Raw genomic sequence first — 20224 nt, forward strand, 5'->3', positions numbered from 1 at the left:
TAATTGCTGTAAAACGGAAGGGCATAGTTAAGCGATTCAGCGGGTTAAAAGGCCTGGGAATATCGTTATTCCCAGGCCTTATTTGCCCTAAGCCCAGAGAGGATTCGATGACGTATATTGCTGCCGAAAACCGCTATGAATCTATTCCCTATCGCCGCGTAGGCCGCAGTGGATTGGTGCTACCTGCACTGTCCTTGGGGCTGTGGCACAACTTTGGCGACAGCACCCCAATCGACACCCAGCGCGCTTTGCTGCGCACCGCGTTCGACCTGGGGATCAACCACTTCGACCTGGCCAACAACTATGGCCCGCCCTACGGCAGCGCCGAGATCAACTTCGGCCGTTTGCTGCGCGAAGACTTCAAGCACTACCGCGATGAATTGATCATCTCCAGCAAAGCCGGTTGGGACATGTGGCCCGGCCCTTACGGCCAGGGCGGCGGTTCGCGCAAATACATACTGGCGAGCCTGGACCAGAGCCTGCAACGCCTGGGCGTCGACTACGTGGATATTTTCTACTCCCACCGTTTTGACCCCGACACCCCGCTGGAAGAAACCGCCAGCGCCCTCGCTACCGCCGTGCAACAAGGCAAGGCGTTGTACATCGGTATCTCGTCTTATTCAGGCGTGAAAACCCGTGAAATCGCAGCCTTGCTCAACGAGTGGAAAGTGCCGCTGCTGATCCACCAGCCGGCCTACAACCTGCTTAACCGCTGGGTGGAAAAAGACCTGCTGGAGACCACCGAAGAACTCGGTGCCGGGGTGATTGCGTTCACGCCGCTGGCCCAGGGTTTGCTCACCGACAAGTACCTCAATGGCGTGCCGGCGGATGCGCGGGTTAACCGCCCGGGTGGCGGCTCGTTACAGGCCAAGCACCTGTCCGAAGCCAACATCGCCCACGTGCGTGCGCTGAATGAAATCGCCAAGCGTCGCGGCCAGAGTTTGGCGCAACTGGCGTTGGCCTGGACCCTGCGTGACCCACGGGTGACCAGTGCGCTGATCGGCGCAAGCCGGCCGGAGCAGATCATCGAGAACGTAGGGGCGTTGAAGAACTTGAGCTTCAGCGTGGAAGAGCTGGCGGAGATTGATCGGTTTGCGCAGGAAGGCGGGATTAACCTTTGGGAGAAGCCATCCACCGCTGAATAACCCACCACATTGTTCCCACGCAGAGCGTGGGAACGATCTAGCAGGCATAACTCGGTCAATGTGGGAGCGGGCTTGCCCGCGATGACGGTGTTTCAGCCGATGAAGATATTGGCTGACCCACCGCTATCGCAGCGAGCTCCCACATTTTTGATTCCACCGCGAATAACCCACCACATTGTTCCCACGCAGAGCGTGGGAACGATCTAGCAGGCATAACTCGGTCAATGTGGGAGCGGGCTTGCCCGCGATGACGGTGTTTCAGCCGATGAAGATATTGGCTGACCCACCGCTATCGCAGCGATTCGGCGACTCGACAAGCCAGCCCCCACAGTTGATTTGCGGTGTGGCTTAGAAGGGTACGTCGCCCAAAATCGTCGCCCGATGCATCACCCGCCGCTGCGGCCGGTAGTCATCCACCGCGTAATGCTGGGTCACGCGGTTATCCCAGAACGCGACGTCATTCTCCTGCCAGCGCCAGCGAATGGTGAATTCGGGGCGGGTCGCGTGGGCGAACAGCAGCTTCAAAATCGCTTCGCTTTCGGCCGGTTCCAGCTCGTTGATCTTGGTGGTAAACCCATCGCTGACAAACAGCGACTTGCGCCCACTCACCGGATGCGTGCGCACCACCGGGTGCGACAGCGGTGGGTTTTTCTTGCGGGTTTCTTCCCAGCGGGCCAAGTCCTCGACGGTGTTGCCAAAGCGCTCCAGCGGGAAGGATTTGGTGAAGTCGTGGGTGGCAGTCAATCCGTCGAGCAGCCGCTTGAGCGGCGCCGACAGCGCCTCATACTCTGCAATCCCGCTGGCCCACAGCGTATCGCCGCCAAACGCCGGCAACAGCTTGGCACTCAGTACCGCGCCGAGGGCCGGAGTGGGCAGGAAGGTTACGTCGGTGTGCCACACGGCGTTGTCGCGCACGTCGGTGACGGCGGTGTCGAGGATCAGCACTTCGGGCTGTTCCGGCACGTTAGGGTAAATCGGATGAATATGCAGGTCGCCAAAATTCGCCGCGAACCGCGCCTGTTGCTGCGGGTTGATGGCTTGGTCTCTGAAGAACAGCACCGAGTGCTTGAGCAACGCCTGCTCGATGGCGTCGCGTTCTTCAAGGTTCAGCGGCTGGGTGATATCGACGCCACTGATCAGGGCGCCCAAGGCGGTGCTTATTGGCGTAACGGTCAGGCTGCTCATGCGGTTCTCACTCAGTGTGCCTGGCCATGCCAAGGCACTAGTTTACGCTGCAGGGCACGCAGGCCCATTTCCATGGCGAAGGCGATCAGGGCGATCACCAGAATCCCCAGCACCACCACATCGGTGACCAGGAACTGCGCCGCCGACTGCACCATGAAGCCCAGGCCGCTGGTGGCTGCGATCAGCTCGGCGGCGACCAATGTCGACCAGCCCACACCCAGGCCGATGCGCACACCGGTGAGAATATCGGGCAGGGCACTCGGCAGGATTACATGGCGAATCAGCTGGGCACGGGTGGCGCCCAACGACTGCGCGGCACGCAGCTTGGCGGGGTCGACGGTGCGCACGCCAGTCGCAGTGGCGATGGCGATGGGCGCAAAGATCGCCAGGTAAATCAGCAGCACCTTGGACAGCTCGCCGATGCCGCACCAGATCACGATCAGCGGCAAGTAGGCCAAGGGCGGAATCGGCCGGTAAAACTCGATCAGCGGGTCGAGAATGCCGCGCGCGATGCGGTTGGAACCGATGGCAATGCCCACCGGCACGGCGGTCAGCACCGCAAAACCGAGGCCCAGGCCGATACGCTGCAGGCTTGCGCCCAAGTGCTGCCACAAGGTGGAGTCCATGTAGCCGGTGGTCGCCAGCAGCCAGCCTTTTTGCAGCACAGCGGACGGCGGTGGCAGGAACAACGGTTCGATCAAGCCGGTGGCGGTCACCGCCCACCAGATCGCCAGCAAGACGACCAAGGTGAGTACGCTGACCCAACGTGTGCTCAGGCTGCGACGCACCGGAATAACCGCGTGCGCTGCCGGCTTGGCGGCGGTGGCGGGGAGTTCGTAGCTGCTCATGCGGACACCTGCCGTTGCGAGAACACTTTGCTCAGCACGTGTTCGCGGGTTTCGATAAAGCGCGGGTCGGACTTGATCGCCCGCGCCGATTCACCGGCGGCGTAGCGCTGGCCGAAGTCCAGGTGCAGTCGCTCGACGATCTGGCCGGGGTTGGGCGCCAGCAGGATCAAATCGGTGGCGAGGAACACCGCTTCTTCAATGTCGTGGGTAATCAGGAACACCGGCTTGGCCGTGCGCCGCCAGACTTGCAGGAGCAATTCCTGCATTTGTTCGCGGGTGAAAGCATCGAGGGCGCCGAAGGGTTCGTCCATCAGCAACACGCGCGGGTCGGCCGCCAGGGCGCGGGCCAGGCCCACACGTTGCTTTTGGCCGCCGGAAAGCTGCCAGATGCGCCGGCTGCCGAAACCCGCCAGGTCGACCAGCGCGAGCATTTCCCGGGCGCGCACTTCGCGTTGCGCCTTGGGCACGCCAGCCAGTTCGAGGCCGAAGCCGACGTTAGCCAGTACGTCCTGCCAGGGCAGCAGGGCGTCGTCCTGGAACACCACGCCGCGCTCGGCGCTTGGGCCTTTGACCGGCACGCCATCGAGGGTGATGCGCCCGGCAGAGGGTTCAACAAAGCCGGCAATCAGGTTCAACAGCGAAGTCTTGCCACTGCCGGACGGGCCCAGGGCCACCAGCAATTGCTGGGGCCCAAGGTCCAGTGAAATGTCAGACAGTACCGGTTCTGTGGCGCCTGGGTACTGTGCGCTGATGCGCTCCAGTTGTAGCAAGGCCATCGCAATGAACTCCTGAATCAGTTGTTGATGAACTTGGCGCTGACGTACGGGGCGTAGTCCGGCAGCACGGCGTCGACCTTGCCTTGTTCCTTGAGGAACACGGCGGTGTCGGTCACAGCCTTGGTAGTCGGTGCGCCCAGCAAGGTCACTTGGTCAGCAGCCAGCGGGTAGACGTTGCCTTGCAGCAGCAGTGGGATGTCACTGGCCTTGGCGCCGGAGAGCTTCACCAGCTTGTCGACGTTGCCTTTATCGGCGAGCCAGGCTTGTGGGTCTTTGCGGTACGCGGCGTAGGCATCCAGAGTGACTTTGGCGAAGGCCGTGACGATTTCCGGGTGCTTCTCGGCGAAATCCTTACGCACGATCCACGCATCGAAGGTCGGCGCGCCGAACTTGGCCAGTTCGCCGGAGGTGATCAGCACCTTGCCGTTTTCCTTGGCCACGCCCAAGGCTGGGTCCCACACGTAGGTGGCGTCGATGTCACCGCGTTTCCACGCGGCGATGATTGCCGGCGGCGCGAGGTTGAGGATGGTCACTTTCGCGGGGTCGATGTTCCAGTGCTTCAACGCGGCCAACAGGCTGTAGTGGCCGGTGGACACGAACGGCACGGCGATCTTTTTGCCGATCAGGTCCTGCGGGCTGTTGATCCCTGAACCGTTGCGCGCCACCAAAGCTTCGGCGCCGCCGATTTGGGTGGCCACGAGGAACGTTTCCACTGGAACTTTGCGGGTAACGGCAGCGGTCAGCGGGCTGGAACCGAGGTAGCCGATTTGCACGTCGCCGGAGGCGATGGCGGCGATGATGTCGGCGCCATTGTCGAATTTGCGCCAGTCGATCTTGGCGTTGGTGGCTTTTTCATACGCGCCGTCGGCCTGGGCGACTTTCGCCGGGTCCACGGTGGTTTGGTAAGCGATCGTCACATCCGCCGCCTGGGCAAACAGGCTGGCACCGGCCAGGGACAATGCGGCCAAGAGGCGCAGAGGGGTTAAACGTTTCAAGGGGAAGCTCCTCAATCAGGCGGCCGAGGGTCGGCGTGTGAGGAGAATAAATGATCTAAGAATCCGAAAATAAATAACCTTTTCGAATTAGCTTATTAGGATAAGAGTGAATGCTGATGTTGAGGGCGCATCGGCCAAATGTGCGAGCGGGCTTGCCTGCGATGCGCACGACTCGGTATTCCAGATGCACCGAGTTGATATGTGTGCTATCGCAGGCAAGCCCGCTCCCACAGGGGCGGCGTGATGCTTTTAGTTGCTGATCGCCAAGATGCTCGCCTGGTACGACCCGACAAACACATCAAAGTCGCCCACTTCGTTCTGCTCCAGCTCCGCCTGCTGCGCCAGCGAATTGCGCGCCAGTTCTTCAAAGCGTGCCTGCTCTTGCGCCGGCAACGGCTCTTTACGGAAATATTCGGCGTGCACCTCGCTCTGGTGCAGGGAGAACTGCGCAAAACTCTCTTTACGTTCTGCCATCGCCGCCAACACCTGGGCAGATGGCGTCAGGGACGGATCCTTGACCTTCGCCAACTGAACATCCAACGCCTGGCTGTGCTCGGTGATGCCCTGGCTCTCATCGAGCAGGGCCGCCAACGGCGCGATCTGCTCCAGCAGCTCGGTGGCCCATTCCTTCATGTCCACAGGCTGGTCCTGACGCTGCAACTGCAGGCCCGGACGACGGCCTTCCTTGACCACGCTGAGGAAGTTGGAGGTGGCATTGCCGCATTCGTTATTGGCGAACAGCGGGCTGTCGTTCAATGCGCAATACAGCAGGAACGCGTCGAGGAAACGCGACTCCGGTAGGTCGATGCCCATCGGCAGGAACGGGTTGATGTCCAGGCAGCGCACTTCGATGTACTGGATGCCACGCGCCATCAGCGCCTGGATCGGCCGCTCGCCGGTGTAGGTCACGCGCTTGGGGCGGATATTGGAGTAGTACTCGTTTTCGATCTGCAGGATGTTGGTGTTGAGCTGAACCCACTCACCGTCCTTATGCGTGCCGACTTCGACGTAGGGCGCGTAGGGTGTTGCCACCGCTTCGCGCAGGCTGTCGGTGTAGCTGGCCAGATCGTTGTAGCACGGTGTGAGGCCGGCCTGGGCGTTGCTCTGGTAACCCAGGTCGCTCATGCGCAGGCTGGTGGCGTAGGGCAGGTAGAGCGTGTCGGCGTCCAGCACTTCCAACTGGTGCGAACGCCCGCGCAGGAAACCGGCGTCCAGGGCCGGCGAAGCACCAAACAGGTACATCAGCAGCCAGCTGTAACGACGGAAATTACGGATCAGTGCGATATAGGCCGTGGACTGGTAGTCGCGGTCGGTGCCCACGAAGCCTTCCGTCTCCTTGAGCAACGGCCACAGCGCTTCCGGCAGGGAAAAGTTGTAGTGGATGCCGGCGATGCACTGCATGGTCTTGCCGTAACGCAGGGCCAGGCCCTTGCGGTACACGTACTTGAGCTGTCCGATATTGGAGGTGCCGTAGTAGGCAATCGGAATATCTTCCTCGGCCGGCAACGGGCACGGCATCGAAGGGCTCCACAGGTACTCGTTGCCGAGCTTGCTGTAGGCAAAGCGATGGATTTTGTCCAGGCTGCTCAGGGTATCGGCCGGGTTGGGCAGGGCTGGGGTGATGAACTCCAGCAGCGATTCCGAGTAGTCAGTGGTGATCTGCTCGTGGGTCAACGCGGCGCCCAGGGCTTCGGGGTGCGGCGTTTGCGCCAGGCGACCTTCACCTGTGACGCGTAGGCATTCGCGCTCGATGCCGTGCAAGCACTGCTCTAGCAGGGAGAGGTGTTCGCGCTTGCCGAGCAAGGCCAGGCGGCGGTTGAGAAGTTCGCTCAAGTTGGATTCCTTCACGCGTCAGTCGCCCCAATATGGGGGTGGGCAGGACGGTCTACAAGGGTGAAGTTGAAACTGGCGTTATCGCCTGGTTTTGAGTCGATTTGACCCGCTTTGAAAAAAGCCTACTTCACTCCATGAATTGGGCTATAGCGCAGCAAGAAAATTCCGACGCTGTTGTTACAGCGCCGAAATTAACTCAAATCGAGGGCGGGGAGCTAGAGGACAGCGAAGGTACCTTGTGCTTTTGCGATAAGTCTTTCGCCTTGATGCACATCGGCTTCGACCACCAGCGTGCGTCGACCGGCGTGAATCACGCGGCTGGTGCACAGCACGTCACCGTCTTCTACGGCACGGATATAGTTGATTTTGCACTCGATGGTCGCGCTCTGCTGGTCGAAACCATGGGCGCTGGAACACGCCAGCCCCATGGTGATGTCCACCAGGCTGAAAATTGCCCCGCCATGGAGCTTGCCCGCGCGGTTGCGCAACTGCGGCTCCAGGGTCAGGGCCACCTCGGCAACGCCTTCATCCAGGCGTTGCAGGCGGCAGCCGATCAGCTCGCTGAACGCGCTCTGGGTCAAGCCGGCTGGAATTTCCATCAGCGCTTCTTCAACTGCTTGGCATTGGCGAACAGCGACGCCATGGCGTTGTTGCTCGGCGCTGCGGTGGCGGCTTCCTTGCGCGGTGCGTTGTTTTGCGACTGACGCGGCGCGGAACCTGGGCGTGCGCCACGGGCACCGTCGATTTTCTCGCCGGGCGTGTCGCTCATGCGCATCGACAGGCCGACGCGTTTGCGTGGGATATCGACTTCCATGACCTTGACCTTGACCACATCACCGGCTTTCACCGCTTCGCGAGGGTCTTTGATGAACTTCTCCGAAAGCGCAGAGATATGCACCAAACCGTCCTGATGCACGCCGATATCCACAAAAGCACCGAAGTTGGTCACGTTGGTGACCACGCCTTCGAGGATCATGCCCAGTTGCAGGTCCTTGAGGTCTTCGACGCCGTCCTGGAACTCGGCGGTCTTGAACTCGGGACGCGGGTCACGGCCAGGTTTTTCCAGCTCTTGCAGAATGTCGGTGATGGTCGGCACACCGAAGGTTTCGTCGGTGTACTTCTTCGGGTCCAGGCGCTTGAGGAACGCGGCGTCGCCGATCAGCGAGCGGATGTCGCGGTCGGTCTCGGCGGCAATGCGTTGCACCAGCGGGTAGGCTTCCGGGTGAACTGCCGAGGCATCCAGCGGGTTATCGCCGTTCATCACGCGTAGGAAACCGGCAGCCTGTTCGAAGGTTTTTTCACCCAGGCGTGCGACTTTTTTCAGAGCCGCGCGGGTTTTGAACGCGCCGTTTTCGTCGCGATGAGTGACGATGTTCTGCGCCAGGGTGGTATTGAGGCCGGAGATACGGGCCAGTAGCGCAACCGAGGCCGTGTTCACATCCACGCCGACCTTGTTCACGCAGTCTTCCACCACCGCGTCCAGGCCGCGCGCCAGTTTCAGCTGCGACACGTCGTGCTGGTACTGGCCTACGCCGATGGATTTAGGGTCGATCTTCACCAGTTCGGCCAGCGGGTCCTGCAGGCGACGGGCGATGGAGACGGCACCACGGATCGACACGTCGAGGTCCGGAAATTCCTTGGAGGCCAGTTCCGACGCCGAGTACACCGAAGCGCCCGCCTCGGAGACCATGACTTTGGTCATCTTCATGGCTGGGTATTTTTTGATCAGCTCGGCGGCCAGCTTGTCGGTTTCACGGCTGGCGGTGCCGTTGCCGATGGCGATCAGGTCCACCGAGTGCTTGGCGCACAGGGCGGCGAGGATGGCCAGGGTCTGGTCCCACTTGTTGTGCGGCACATGCGGATACACAGTGGCGTGGTCCAGCAGCTTGCCGGTGGAGTCGACCACCGCCACCTTGCAGCCGGTACGCAGGCCCGGGTCGAGGCCCAAGGTTGCGCGTGGGCCGGCCGGTGCGGCCAGCAGCAGGTCGTGCAGGTTGTGGGCGAATACGTTGATCGCCTCGGTTTCGGCGCCGTCGCGCAGCTCGCCGAGCAGGTCGGTTTCCAGGTGGGTGTAGAGCTTGACCTTCCAGGTCCAGCGCACGACTTCACCGAGCCACTTGTCCGCAGGACGGTTCTGATTCTGGATGCCGAATTGTTGCCCGATCATGCCTTCGCAGGGGTGCATGGTGCCTGGCAGCTCGTCGCCGACTTTCAGCGCGGAGCTGAGAATACCTTCGTTGCGGCCGCGGAAAATCGCCAGCGCACGGTGGGACGGCATGCTTTTGAGCGGTTCGTCGTGTTCGAAATAGTCGCGGAACTTGGCGCCTTCTTCCTCTTTGCCGGCGATGACGCGGGCGCTGAGGGTGGCTTCCTGCTTCAAGTAAGTGCGCAGTTTTTCCAGCAGACCGGCGTTTTCGGCGAAGCGCTCCATCAGGATGTACTTGGCGCCTTCGAGGGCCGCCTTGACGTCGGCGACGCCTTTTTCGGCGTCGATGAAGCGTGCAGCTTCGGCTTCCGGGGTCAGCGACGGGTCGTTGAACAAGCCGTCAGCCAAGTCGCCGAGCCCGGCTTCCAGGGCGATCTGGCCCTTGGTGCGGCGCTTCTGTTTGTACGGCAGGTAGAGGTCTTCGAGGCGGGTCTTGGTGTCGGCGAGCTTGATGTCGCGTTCCAGTTGCGGAGTCAGCTTGCCCTGTTCCTCGATGCTGGCGAGGATGCTGATGCGCCGTTCGTCGAGTTCTCGCAGGTAGCGCAGGCGCTCTTCCAGATGCCGCAACTGGATATCATCGAGGCTGTCGGTGACTTCTTTACGGTAACGGGCGATGAAAGGCACCGTGGAGCCTTCATCCAGTAGAGCGACGGCCGCTTCGACCTGTTGTGGGCGTACACCGAGTTCCTCGGCGATGCGGCTGTTGATGCTGTCCATAAAACCACCTGAAATTCTGAAAGCAGCTCGCAGGCCCGGAAAACAAGGCGTTGCGAGGCTGGTTGAGCGGCCCGACTGGCGCCGCTGCCTGGGTCAAGAGGCGCGCTTATGACCCTCGAAATCGGAAAATTGCTGCCCGGCACTGAAAAAACTGGCGAGGCAGTAAGCAGTAAAGTCTGACATTAGCCCCTACAAAGGCGGCGCATTATAACCAGCGTTCTGCCCTTGAGGGGTACTGTGCCTGAGGTTACAGGGCACGGCTTCACTGGCAGTGAAGGAAAAATCTGCTAACAATGCACACGGTGCGTATAACGGCAGCTACGCCATAATGCGCGCCGAGATAAGAGGAGCATCTAATGAGCAGCACTGCACAAACTGCTGAAGGCGAAAAAATTCTCATCGTTGACGACGATCCGGGGCTGAGCAGCCTGCTGGAGCGCTTCTTCAACTCCAAGGGCTACCGTGCCCGCGCGGTGCCGAACACCGAGCAAATGGACCGCCTATTGGGGCGTGAAGTGTTCAATCTGGTCGTGCTCGACCTGATGCTGCCCGGCGAAGATGGCCTCACCGCCTGCAAACGTCTGCGCGGTGCGAACAACCAGATTCCAATCATCATGCTCACTGCCAAGGGTGATGAGCTGAGCCGCATCAAGGGTCTCGAGCTGGGCGCGGATGACTACCTGGCCAAGCCGTTCAACCCGGACGAGCTGATGGCCCGGGTCAAAGCCGTATTGCGCCGCCAGGCAGCACCGGTTCCGGGCGCGCCAGGCAGCGAAGACGAAAGCGTCACCTTTGGCGACTACGAACTGTCGCTGGCGACCCGTGAGCTCAAGCGTGGCGAAGAAGTACACATGCTGACCACCGGCGAATTCGCCGTGCTCAAGGCCCTGGTGATGAACGCTCGTCAGCCGCTGACGCGCGACAAGCTGATGAACCTGGCCCGTGGTCGGGAATGGGACGCCCTGGAGCGCTCCATCGACGTGCAGATTTCCCGTCTGCGCCGGATGATCGAGCCGGACCCGTCCAAGCCGCGTTATATCCAGACGGTATGGGGCGTGGGTTATGTGTTTGTGCCGGATGGCACTGCAACCAAGTAATCGATGATTTGCAGGCGCGGGCAGCCCGGCGTTTGACTCCATGAGGGTCAACGGGCAGCCCGGCGTCTGCATTTCTGCGAGCGCCGCTCGTTTCTGCAAGCTGTCTGGCAGTCTCCTATGAAAACCCCGTTGTGGTTCCCGCAAAGTTTCTTCTCCCGCACCCTTTGGTTGGTGCTGATCGTCGTTCTGTTTTCCAAGGCGCTGACGCTGGTTTATCTATTGATGAACGAAGATGTGCTGGTGGATCGGCAGTACAGCCACGGCGTTGCCCTGACGCTTCGTGCCTATTGGGCCGTCGACCCCGAAAACCGCGAAAAGGTAGCCAAGGCCTCGACGCTGATTCGGGTCGACGGCGCCGGTGTGCCTGAAGGCGAGCAGCATTGGCCTTACAGCGAGATTTATCAGCGCCAGATGCAGGCTGAGCTGGGGGACGATACCGAGGTGCGATTGCGCATGCATGTTTCGCCAGCGCTATGGGTGAGGGCGCCGAGCCTGGGGGACGCCTGGATCAAGGTGCCGCTTTACCCGCACCCGTTGCGGGGGCAGAAGATCTGGAACGTGCTGGGTTGGTTCCTGGCGATAGGCTTGCTCTCAACGGCGTCCGCGTGGATTTTCGTGCGCCAGCTCAACCAACCGCTCAAACGCCTGGTATTTGCCGCCCGCCAATTAGGGCAGGGGCGCAGCGTTCGCCTGCCTGTCAGCGACACGCCCAGTGAGATGACTGAGGTGTACGGCGCCTTCAATCAGATGGCGGAAGACGTCGAACAGGCCGGTCGCGAACGCGAGCTGATGCTGGCGGGCGTGTCCCATGACTTGCGCACGCCGTTGACGCGGTTGCGGTTATCCCTGGAGTTGATGGGCGAGCATACCGACCTCACGGATGACATGGTGCGTGACATCGAGGACATGGATGCGATTCTCGACCAGTTCCTGGCGTTTATCCGCGATGGTCGCGATGAAGTGGTTGAAGAAGTTGACCTGACGGACCTGGTGCGCGAAGTGGTAGCGCCCTATAACCAGAATGGCGAACAGGTGCGCATGCGCCTGGAGCCGATCCAGCCGTTTGCGTTGCGTCGTGTGTCGATGAAGCGCCTGCTGAACAACCTGATCGGCAATGCCTTGCACCATGCCGGTTCCGATGTGGAAGTGGCGGCGTATGTGTCCGGCGACAGTGCTGCGCCTTATGTGGTGTTGAGTGTGATGGACCGTGGCGCGGGTATCGACCCGGCGGAGCTGGAAGGTATTTTCAACCCGTTCACCCGTGGCGACCGTGCCCGTGGTGGCAAGGGCACGGGCCTGGGCCTGGCGATTGTGCGGCGGATTGCCTCGATGCATGGCGGCAATGTTGAGCTGCGCAACCGCGAGGAGGGCGGCCTGGAAGCGCGCGTGCGGTTGCCGCTTGGCCTGATGCTGCCGCGAGACGCGGTTTAACAAGCAACAGAAATCAAATGTGGGAGCTGGCTTGCCGGCGTCTTTTTGTGGTGTTTGATAAATGAGCTGATTCAGCCCTTACCCTTGGTCCGCGTCATATTCGGCCCACCATTCTTCTCCAGATGCTGAATGATGATCCCCGCCACATCCTTCCCGGTGGTGGTCTCAATCCCTTCCAGACCCGGCGATGAGTTCACTTCCATCACCAACGGCCCATGGTTTGATCGCAGGATATCCACGCCCGCTACCGCCAGCCCCATCACCTTGGCCGCCCGCAGCGCAGTCATGCGTTCCTCCGGGGTGATCTTGATCAGGCTGGCACTGCCGCCACGGTGCAGGTTGGAACGGAATTCCCCCGGCTTGGCCTGGCGCTTCATTGCCGCAATCACCTTGTCGCCCACCACAAAGCAGCGGATATCCGCACCGCCGGCTTCCTTGATGTATTCCTGCACCATGATGTTCTGTTTGAGGCCCATGAACGCCTCGATCACTGACTCTGCCGCGGTTGCGGTTTCGCACAGCACCACGCCAATGCCCTGGGTGCCTTCCAGCACCTTGATCACCAGCGGCGCGCCGTTGACCATGTCGATCAGGTCGGGGATGTCATCGGGGGAGTGCGCAAAGCCGGTCACCGGCAGGCCGATACCGCGCCGCGACAGCAGCTGCAGCGAACGTAGCTTGTCTCGCGAGCGCGCAATGGCTACCGATTCATTGAGGGGGAATACGCCCATCATTTCAAACTGGCGCAACACCGCGCAGCCATAAAACGTCACCGAGGCACCGATACGCGGGATCACCGCATCGAAGCCTTCCAACGGCTTGCCCCGGTAGTGGATCTGCGGCTTGTGGCTGGCAATGTTCATGTAGGCACGCAACGTGTCGATCACCACCATTTCGTGGCCACGTTCGGTGCCGGCCTCGACCAGGCGGCGGGTGGAATACAGACGCGGGTTTCGCGACAGCACAGCAATCTTCATGCAGCACCTGGGGCAGAAATAGTAGAGACCGGGAACACCGGCTTGTCTTGAACGTACTTGACGCCGGGACTGACCACCAAATGGCCGTCAATCAGCGCCTTGGAGCCCAGCAACAGGCGATAACGCATGGCCTTGCGGCAGGCGAGGGTGAATTCCACCCGCCATACCCGATCACCCAGCGCCAGGGTGGTGCTGATCACGTAGCGCACCTGCGCATGGCCGTTGGAGCTCTTGATGGTCTTCATCGTCACCACCGGCGCCTCGCAGCGCCGGTGACGCAGTTGCACCACGCTGCCCAGGTGCGCGGTAAAGCGCACCCACTTCTCACCGTCGCGCTCAAATGGCTCGATATCGGTGGCGTGCAGGCTCGAGGTGCTGGCACCGGTGTCGATCTTTGCGCGCAGGCCCGCCACTCCCAAGTCGGGAAGTGCCACCCACTCACGCAGACCCACAACGGTCAAATGGTCAAATGTCTTCAATATGGGTAACCGATCAGTTCGCCCAGGCGTGAGGTGGAACCTCGGCCAAGGCTTTGAATGCAGGCTTGGCGAACCAGTAGCCTTGCATCAGAAATATTCCGCAGTCGGACAGGAAGTCACGCTCGCCGGCACTTTCGATGCCTTCGGCAATGACAGTAACGCCCAACTGCTCACAGATTGTGACAATCCCCTGGACGATTACCTGGCGGACACGATCCTGGTCGACATCGCGAATCAGCGCCATGTCGAGTTTGATCAGGTCAGGTTGGAAATCGGCCAGCAGATTCAGCCCCGAATAGCCCGCGCCGAAATCGTCGATGGCGGTCTTGAAGCCGAATTCGCGGTATTCACGCAGAATATTGGTCAAATGGCGATAGTTATCTACGTGCTCGCTTTCCAGCGTTTCAAAAATCAGCTGGTTCAGCGGAAAATTATGCGCACGGGCCGCCTCCAAGGTGCTGCGAATGCACAGCTCCGGCCGGTACACGGCATTGGGCATAAAGTTGATCGAAAGATGGGTTTGCATCCCCAAGGCAGCGGCGCCGGCAATCGCCTTGGTACGGCAACGCTGGTCAAAGCGGTAGCGGTTGCTTTCGTTGACCTGCTCCAGCACCGATAACGCCCCTTCGCCATTGATGCCTCGCACTAAGGCTTCGTGGGCGAAGATCGAATGATCCCTAAGGTCTACGATAGGCTGATAGGCGAACGCAAAATCGAAACCCAGGGGTTCGCTTTGCTGGCAACCCACGCAACGCTGGTCGGGCGAGGTGAGTGAGGCAGGGAAGTCGGTCACAGCGTATCCTCGCGAAAACAGGGTGGTGCCTGGCGTATCTTAGGTGAGCGTTGGGGTTTCTGCGTCGAAGGTCTTCAACGTTAAAGTTGCGACATTTTTCAGAGCGAGGAATTCAAGTGGCTCAAAAGCAGGAAGAGGAAGAAAAAGTCCGTTTGGACAAGTGGCTGTGGGCCGCGCGTTTCTTTAAAACCCGTGCCCTGGCCAAGGCCGCCATTGAGAGCGGTAAAGTGCACCATCGTGGGGAGCGCTGCAAGCCGGGCAAGGAACCGCGCGTCGGTGATGAGCTGCAGATTCGTGTGGGGTTTGATGAAAAGACCGTCGTGGTGCAGGCCCTGTCCGTTGTGCGTCGCGGTGCACCCCAAGCGCAGGCGCTGTACACCGAAACCGAAGCCAGCATCGCCAAGCGCGAAAACGCGGCGGCCATGCGTAAGGCGGGGGCTACCGGCATGACCACCGATGGCAAACCGAGCAAGAAGCAGCGTCGCGATTTGTTCAAATTTCGCGGCAGTGGCAATGATGATTGATTGTGCAAATCTCCAGCAAACAAGGAGATCAACTGTGGGGGCCGGCAACCCAGCTCCCACATGAATAGGCGGTGTTACGCGGCAGTGCCACGCAACCCAGCTCCCACATGAATAGGCGGTGTTACGCGGCAGTGCGCATGACGCTCAATCGCCCGATTACCGGCAACTTGCCCAGCAACCCAAACAACGGTGCCGTCACCCGCAACAATGCGCCCGACACCTTCGCCGCAAACGGCGTGTAGTAACCCCACCCCAGCGCCAACAACGCCAGCAACACGCCGCCGATGTAATCGTCCTGCCCCCAATGCGTACCCGCCACCAGTCGCGGCATCATGAACAGCAGCGCCAGGCCCCAGATCACCAGCACTTGGCCGATGCGCTTGGCAAATACCGTCATGAACATGCCCCAGATCAACAGTACCGACGCATGATCGCCAGGGAAACTCTGACCCGAACGGTCCTTCAGCTCCCAGGTTTTCTCCAGCCCTGGGAAATAGTCGCTCATGTGAGTCGCGCCACTGATCATCATCGACGGGCTGCTGTGTTGCCAGCCCATTTGCGTGGCAAGCTTGGAGAACAGCATGCGGATAAACAGCAACAGCAGCAGAATGCCAAGGAAACCAAAGAACGCCTGGCGTACCTGAACCGCCTTGAACACCCAATCACCGCGAATCAGCAGCGCCAGTAAAATCACTCCGACCACGGCATCAAACGGCCGCAAGCTGGCCACTGCCCACACATGCAGCCAGGTCGAATTGCTCGCCAGTGGGTCATTGAGCAGGTGAAACAGCCATTCGTCGAAAATCACACACAGCATCTGGCCAGTGGGCCACAGCCAAAAACACAGCAGCCCGATAGCGAGTAGATTGCATAGAGCCCATCGCCGGAGGTTCCACTTGGCTTGGAACAAACCCGGATTGTTCATAAACTGTCCCTTCAAGCCGCACCAATATGGTGCTAAAGCGTTTAATTTTATAAACCTTGTAATCATTTTGTCATCAATTCAGATACCCAGACCTATGACTGATCTACCGGATACCGACTTCACCCAACGCTTCATCTTCGACGAGAACGACGCCCGCGGCGAACTGGTCTCGCTGGAGCGCAGCTATGCCGAAGTCCTCGCCAAGCATCCCTATCCGGAGCCGGTCGCGCAGCTGCTCGGTGAACTGATGGCGGCGGCGTCGTTGCTGGTGGGCACCATGAAGTTCGACGGTTTGCTGATTTTGCAGGCGCGTTCCGAAGGCCCGGTACCGATGCTGATGATCGAGTGCTCCAGCGAGCGCGAAATCCGTGGCCTGGCCCGTTACGACGCCGACTTGATTGCGCCGGACGCGACCCTTGGCGACCTGATGGCCAACGGCGTGCTGGCGATCACCGTCGACCCGACGGAAGGCCAGCGTTACCAGGGCATCGTCGACCTCGACGGCGAAACCCTGTCGGACTGCTTCACCAACTATTTCGTGATGTCCCAGCAAGTCGGCACCAAGTTCTGGCTCAATGCCGACGGCAAGCGCGCCCGTGGCCTGCTGCTGCAACAACTGCCGGCCGACCGCATCAAGGATGACGACGAGCGCACCGACAGCTGGCGCAAACTGACCGCCCTGGCCGGCACCCTGACCGCCGAAGAGCTGCTGGGCCTGGACAACGAAACCATCCTGCATCGCCTGTACCACGAGGAGGCCGTGCGCCTGTTCGACGCACAGGGCCTGCGCTTCCGTTGCAGCTGCTCGCGCGAGCGTTCGGCGAATGCCTTGGTCAGCCTGGGCCTGGAAGATGCACAAAATCTGGTGGTGGAGCACGGCGGCAATATCGAGATCGACTGCCAGTTCTGCAACCAGCGTTACCTGTTCGATGCCGCCGATGTCGCCCAATTATTCGCCGGTGCAGGCATTGACACCCCTTCCGATACCCGCCACTAAAACGTTTAAGCACAGGTAAATCACCTGACAAACGCCGGATTAGCGCAGTTCTGACGGGAGGGCCCTACTCTTTTTGGGCTTTTCTGGCATAATCCGGCCCACTTTTTTCGCGGTAGTAGTGCGCAACTTTCTACTACAAAACGTTTGGAGCACTCGGCCATAGGCCGACGGGGAACCTCATGACGCAAGCCAATAACGCCGTATACACCGATCTGAGTGTTGACGATCTGGTCAAAGAAGCCCTGCAGCGCGGTGAAGGCGTGCTTGCCGATACTGGCGCGCTGGTCGTAGAAACCGGTCACCGTACCGGCCGTTCTCCGGTCGATCGTTTCATCGTTGAAGAGCCTTCTACCCAAGACGCAATCGCCTGGGGCCCGATCAACCGCAAGTTCCCGGCCGACAAGTTCGATGCCCTGTGGAACCGCGTAGAAGCATTCAATAACGCGCAAGAGCATTTCGTTTCCCACGTTCACGTAGGGGCTGCGCAAGACCACTACCTGGCCGTGAAAATGACCACCCAGACTGCCTGGCAGAACCTGTTCGGTCGTTGCCTGTTCATCAACCCGGCCCAGTACAACCCAGCCGGCCGTGACGAGTGGCAAGTGCTTAACGTGACCAACTTCGAGTGCGTGCCAGAGCGTGACGGCACTAACTCCGACGGTTGCGTGATCCTCAACTTCGCACAGAAAAAAGTCCTGATCGCCGGCATGCGTTACGCCGGTGAAATGAAAAAAGCCATGTTCTCGGTGCAGAACTTCCTGCTGCCGGCCGCTGACGTGCTGCCAATGCACTGCGCCGCCAACATCGGCGAAGCAGGCGACGTGACCCTGTTCTTCGGCCTGTCGGGCACCGGTAAAACTACCCTGTCCGCCGACGAAAGCCGTTACCTGATCGGTGACGACGAACACGGCTGGGGCGAAGGCGTGGTGTTCAACATCGAAGGCGGTTGCTATGCCAAGTGCATCGACCTCTCCGAGAAGAACGAGCCGGTTATCTGGAAAGCCATCAAGCACGGCACCGTGCTCGAAAACGTGGTAATCGACGATGCCAAGCACGCCGACTACACCAATGTCAGCCTGACCCAGAACAGCCGTGCCGCCTACCCGCTGGAGCACGTTGCCAAGCGCTCCGAGCAAAACCTCGGCGGCGAGCCAAACGCTGTGATCTTCCTGACCTGCGACCTGACCGGCGTACTGCCGCCCGTGTCGATCCTCAGCGAAGAACAAGCGGCCTACCACTTCCTGTCCGGCTACACCGCGCTGGTGGGCTCGACCGAAATGGGTTCGGGCAGCGGCATCAAGTCGACCTTCTCCACCTGCTTCGGCGCGCCATTCTTCCCACGCCCGGCCGGTGAATACGCAGAACTGCTGATCAAGCGCGTGCGCGGCTTCGGCTCCAAGGTCTACCTGGTCAACACCGGCTGGACCGGCGGCGGCTACGGCGTCGGCAAACGCTTCAACATCCCGACCACTCGCGGCGTCATCGCAGCGATCCAGAGCGGCGCGTTGATCGGTGCGCAAACCGAACACCTCGACACCATCAACCTCGACGTGCCATTGGCTGTGCCAGGCGTTGAGACTGGCCTGTTGAACCCACGTAACACCTGGGCCGACAAGGCTGCTTACGACGAAGCGGCGAAAGCGCTGGCGGCTCTGTTCGTCGAGAACTTCAAGAAGTTTGAAGTGAGCGATGCGATCAAGGCGGCTGGGCCTAAGTTGTAAGGTTCGGTTGTTGTGAAAAAGCCGCCTCTTGTGGGCGGCTTTTTTGTGATAGTCGGGATTTAGCCATATATCAGACTTTCCGGAAAAAATTTCTTTGCTCCTTGCATCGTATGGACTAATGCTATCGCCATAAGCCCCAACCGATACACAAAGATCTTGTGGTTCTGCGTCATCTATCCAAATACCAATAATTCTTTTGCATGTGTGGCGATCCGCCATCATGCTTTTCTAGACTAAAACAAAGTGGCCCCATAATGCCAGCACTTCTTCATTGGTGGATCTATAGACTTTAGTCATACGAGTGCTTCAACACTTTTCAAGTGTTTGTTCCTAAGCTTGTAAAAAATTCGGCAAACGCTTCAACATCCCGACCACTCGCGGCGTCATCGCAGCGATCCAGAGCGGCGCGTTGATCGGTGCGCAAACCGAACACCTCGACACCATCAACCTCGACGTGCCATTGGCTGTGCCAGGCGTTGAGACTGGCCTGTTGAACCCACGTAACACCTGGGCCGACAAGGCTGCTTACGACGAAGCGGCGAAAGCGCTGGCGGCTCTGTTCGTCGAGAACTTCAAGAAGTTTGAAGTGAGCGATGCGATCAAGGCGGCTGGGCCTAAGTTGTAAGGTTCGGTTGTTGTGAAAAAGCCGCCTCTTGTGGGCGGCTTTTTTGTGCGCGAAGGGTTAGTCGGCGATGTGCAAAACCACTGCACCGACCAGCACTAACACCACCCCCAGCACCTGAACCGCTGACAACCGCTCCTTGAAAAACACAAACCCCAGAATCGCCGCAATCCCACCCGACAACGTACTGATCACCGTCACCACCGAAACCGACCCCGCCATCACGCCCCACGAAAACGCCGAGAAACCACCCAGGTTCATCAAGCTCGCACCGGTCAACGTCGCGCAGTTTTTCAGCGGCGGAATCTTCAGGCCGTCCTTGATCTTCAGCACCATCACCACCAGTACGCACAGGCCCACCAGGTAACCCAGCCACAACATGGTGATCGGCCCCAGTGCGGGCAATGTGTAGCGGCCTTGCAGCCAGAAGCTGGTGCCGTACAGCAAGGCGGCGAGCAGGGCGTAGGCGATGGACAGGCGCGGGTTGTTGTGAGGGACGCCGTTGTCTTTGTGGATGCTGGAGAGGATTACGCCGACGACGCACAGGCCGATGCAGCCGAGTTGGATCAGGCTGATGTGTTCACCGCTGGCCCAGGACAGCAGTGTGGTGACAACGCCGTAGGACGTCACCAGCGGCGCGACGATGGCGGCTTTGCCCAGGGCGAAGGCCTTGGACAGCGCAAGGGCGCCGGAGACGGTGAGCAGCGCAGCCGTGAGGCCCAGGAGCCAGACGCTCAACGGGGCATTCAGGGATTTGAACAGGTAGGCCGGGAAGATGACCAGCAGCAGGGTCATGATCAAAAAACCGAGGGCTTGGCCGAAGTACACGGCGCGTTTAACGCCGACGGCCCGGGCGTTGAGGCCCACGAGGAAATCCGTGCCGCCCCAGAGCAGGGCGGCCAGCAGGCCCATGATTACGTCCATGTACGGTCCTTGATAGGTAGGCAATTCGC

18 protein-coding genes and 1 pseudogene are annotated in these 20224 nt (G+C 60.2%); 7 read left to right on the forward strand and 12 right to left on the reverse strand.

The genetic code is table 11. The features are described from left to right. Positions 1-107: 107 nt before the first annotated feature. Positions 108-1145 carry an L-glyceraldehyde 3-phosphate reductase gene (mgrA, locus tag GJU48_RS01170; protein ID WP_094950869.1) on the forward strand — a complete coding sequence of 346 codons (1038 nt, stop codon included), beginning with the start codon at positions 108-110 and terminating at the stop codon, positions 1143-1145. 348 nt (positions 1146-1493) lie between these two features. Here the strand turns inward: mgrA and tauD are convergent, their stop codons facing one another. From tauD to GJU48_RS01205, 7 genes are all read right to left on the reverse strand, one after another. Further along, positions 1494-2330: a taurine dioxygenase gene (gene tauD / locus GJU48_RS01175; RefSeq protein ID WP_094950870.1), complete on the reverse strand. Its 837-nt coding sequence runs from the start codon at positions 2328-2330 to the stop codon at positions 1494-1496. A gap of 11 nt (positions 2331-2341) precedes the next feature. After that, entirely contained in the window at positions 2342-3178 is an 837-nt protein-coding gene (gene tauC / locus GJU48_RS01180) for a taurine ABC transporter permease TauC (RefSeq protein WP_094950871.1), read from the reverse strand. Then, positions 3175-3954, reverse strand: a complete 780-nt coding sequence (tauB, locus tag GJU48_RS01185; protein ID WP_094950872.1) for a taurine ABC transporter ATP-binding subunit — start codon at positions 3952-3954, stop codon at positions 3175-3177. Before tauB ends, tauC begins: the two co-directional genes overlap by 4 nt. Positions 3955-3971: 17 nt before the next feature. Next, complete coding sequence (tauA, locus tag GJU48_RS01190) at positions 3972-4949, reverse strand: taurine ABC transporter substrate-binding protein (RefSeq protein WP_094950873.1); 978 nt, start codon at positions 4947-4949, stop codon at positions 3972-3974. Positions 4950-5198: 249 nt separating this feature from the next. Then, the gene (gshA, locus tag GJU48_RS01195) at positions 5199-6782 is read right to left on the reverse strand and encodes a glutamate--cysteine ligase (RefSeq protein WP_094950874.1); all 1584 of its coding nucleotides are present in this window, start codon (positions 6780-6782) and stop codon (positions 5199-5201) included. A 215-nt stretch (positions 6783-6997) separates the two neighbouring features. Continuing rightward, the gene (locus GJU48_RS01200; RefSeq protein WP_094950875.1) at positions 6998-7381 is read right to left on the reverse strand and encodes a PaaI family thioesterase; all 384 of its coding nucleotides are present in this window, start codon (positions 7379-7381) and stop codon (positions 6998-7000) included. Then, positions 7381-9705 (reverse strand): Tex family protein, encoded by a 2325-nt coding sequence (locus GJU48_RS01205; RefSeq protein WP_094950876.1) that lies wholly within the window; start codon positions 9703-9705, stop codon positions 7381-7383. The genes GJU48_RS01200 and GJU48_RS01205 overlap by 1 nt, the downstream gene beginning before the upstream one ends. A gap of 356 nt (positions 9706-10061) precedes the next feature. On the opposite strand from GJU48_RS01205, the gene ompR reads away from it, so the two are divergent. Beyond that, positions 10062-10802 (forward strand): osmolarity response regulator transcription factor OmpR, encoded by a 741-nt coding sequence (ompR, locus tag GJU48_RS01210; protein WP_053255745.1) that lies wholly within the window; start codon positions 10062-10064, stop codon positions 10800-10802. A gap of 117 nt (positions 10803-10919) precedes the next feature. After that, positions 10920-12233, forward strand: coding sequence for an ATP-binding protein (locus GJU48_RS01215; protein ID WP_094950877.1), 1314 nt, complete (start codon positions 10920-10922; stop codon positions 12231-12233). 71 nt (positions 12234-12304) lie between these two features. On the opposite strand, the gene rimK is transcribed toward GJU48_RS01215, so the two are convergent. The 3 genes from rimK to rimA are packed head-to-tail and all read right to left on the reverse strand — an operon-like array spanning position 12305 to position 14482. After that, complete coding sequence (rimK, locus tag GJU48_RS01220) at positions 12305-13210, reverse strand: 30S ribosomal protein S6--L-glutamate ligase (protein WP_025855543.1); 906 nt, start codon at positions 13208-13210, stop codon at positions 12305-12307. Beyond that, positions 13207-13689, reverse strand: coding sequence for a retropepsin-like aspartic endopeptidase RimB (gene rimB, locus GJU48_RS01225; protein ID WP_094950878.1), 483 nt, complete (start codon positions 13687-13689; stop codon positions 13207-13209). Before rimB ends, rimK begins: the two co-directional genes overlap by 4 nt. A 13-nt stretch (positions 13690-13702) precedes the next feature. After that, the gene (gene rimA / locus GJU48_RS01230) at positions 13703-14482 is read right to left on the reverse strand and encodes a S6 modification regulatory phosphodiesterase RimA (RefSeq protein WP_094950879.1); all 780 of its coding nucleotides are present in this window, start codon (positions 14480-14482) and stop codon (positions 13703-13705) included. Between the two features lie 116 nt (positions 14483-14598). Between rimA and GJU48_RS01235 the strand changes: the two genes are divergently transcribed. Beyond that, positions 14599-15006, forward strand: coding sequence for an RNA-binding S4 domain-containing protein (locus GJU48_RS01235; RefSeq protein WP_094950880.1), 408 nt, complete (start codon positions 14599-14601; stop codon positions 15004-15006). A gap of 121 nt (positions 15007-15127) precedes the next feature. On the opposite strand, the gene GJU48_RS01240 is transcribed toward GJU48_RS01235, so the two are convergent. After that, positions 15128-15931, reverse strand: coding sequence for a phosphatase PAP2 family protein (locus GJU48_RS01240; RefSeq protein ID WP_094950881.1), 804 nt, complete (start codon positions 15929-15931; stop codon positions 15128-15130). Positions 15932-16025: 94 nt separating this feature from the next. On the opposite strand from GJU48_RS01240, the gene hslO reads away from it, so the two are divergent. The 3 genes and pseudogenes from hslO to GJU48_RS01255 form a co-directional block, all read left to right on the forward strand. Next, positions 16026-16928 carry an Hsp33 family molecular chaperone HslO gene (gene hslO, locus GJU48_RS01245; RefSeq protein WP_094950882.1) on the forward strand — a complete coding sequence of 301 codons (903 nt, stop codon included), beginning with the start codon at positions 16026-16028 and terminating at the stop codon, positions 16926-16928. Positions 16929-17107: 179 nt separating this feature from the next. Then, the gene (locus tag GJU48_RS01250; RefSeq protein ID WP_094950883.1) at positions 17108-18649 is read left to right on the forward strand and encodes a phosphoenolpyruvate carboxykinase; all 1542 of its coding nucleotides are present in this window, start codon (positions 17108-17110) and stop codon (positions 18647-18649) included. A gap of 349 nt (positions 18650-18998) precedes the next feature. Further along, positions 18999-19274, forward strand: a pseudogene (locus GJU48_RS01255) (phosphoenolpyruvate carboxykinase (ATP)); the annotation flags it as partial. A 57-nt stretch (positions 19275-19331) separates the two neighbouring features. On the opposite strand, the gene GJU48_RS01260 reads toward GJU48_RS01255, so the two are convergent. Beyond that, positions 19332-20195 carry an EamA family transporter gene (locus GJU48_RS01260; RefSeq protein ID WP_242153914.1) on the reverse strand — a complete coding sequence of 288 codons (864 nt, stop codon included), beginning with the start codon at positions 20193-20195 and terminating at the stop codon, positions 19332-19334. Positions 20196-20224: the final 29 nt, after the last annotated feature.

The organism is Pseudomonas sp. IB20 (assembly GCF_009707325.1).
In the GTDB taxonomy this organism is placed as follows: Bacteria; Pseudomonadota; Gammaproteobacteria; order Pseudomonadales; family Pseudomonadaceae; genus Aquipseudomonas.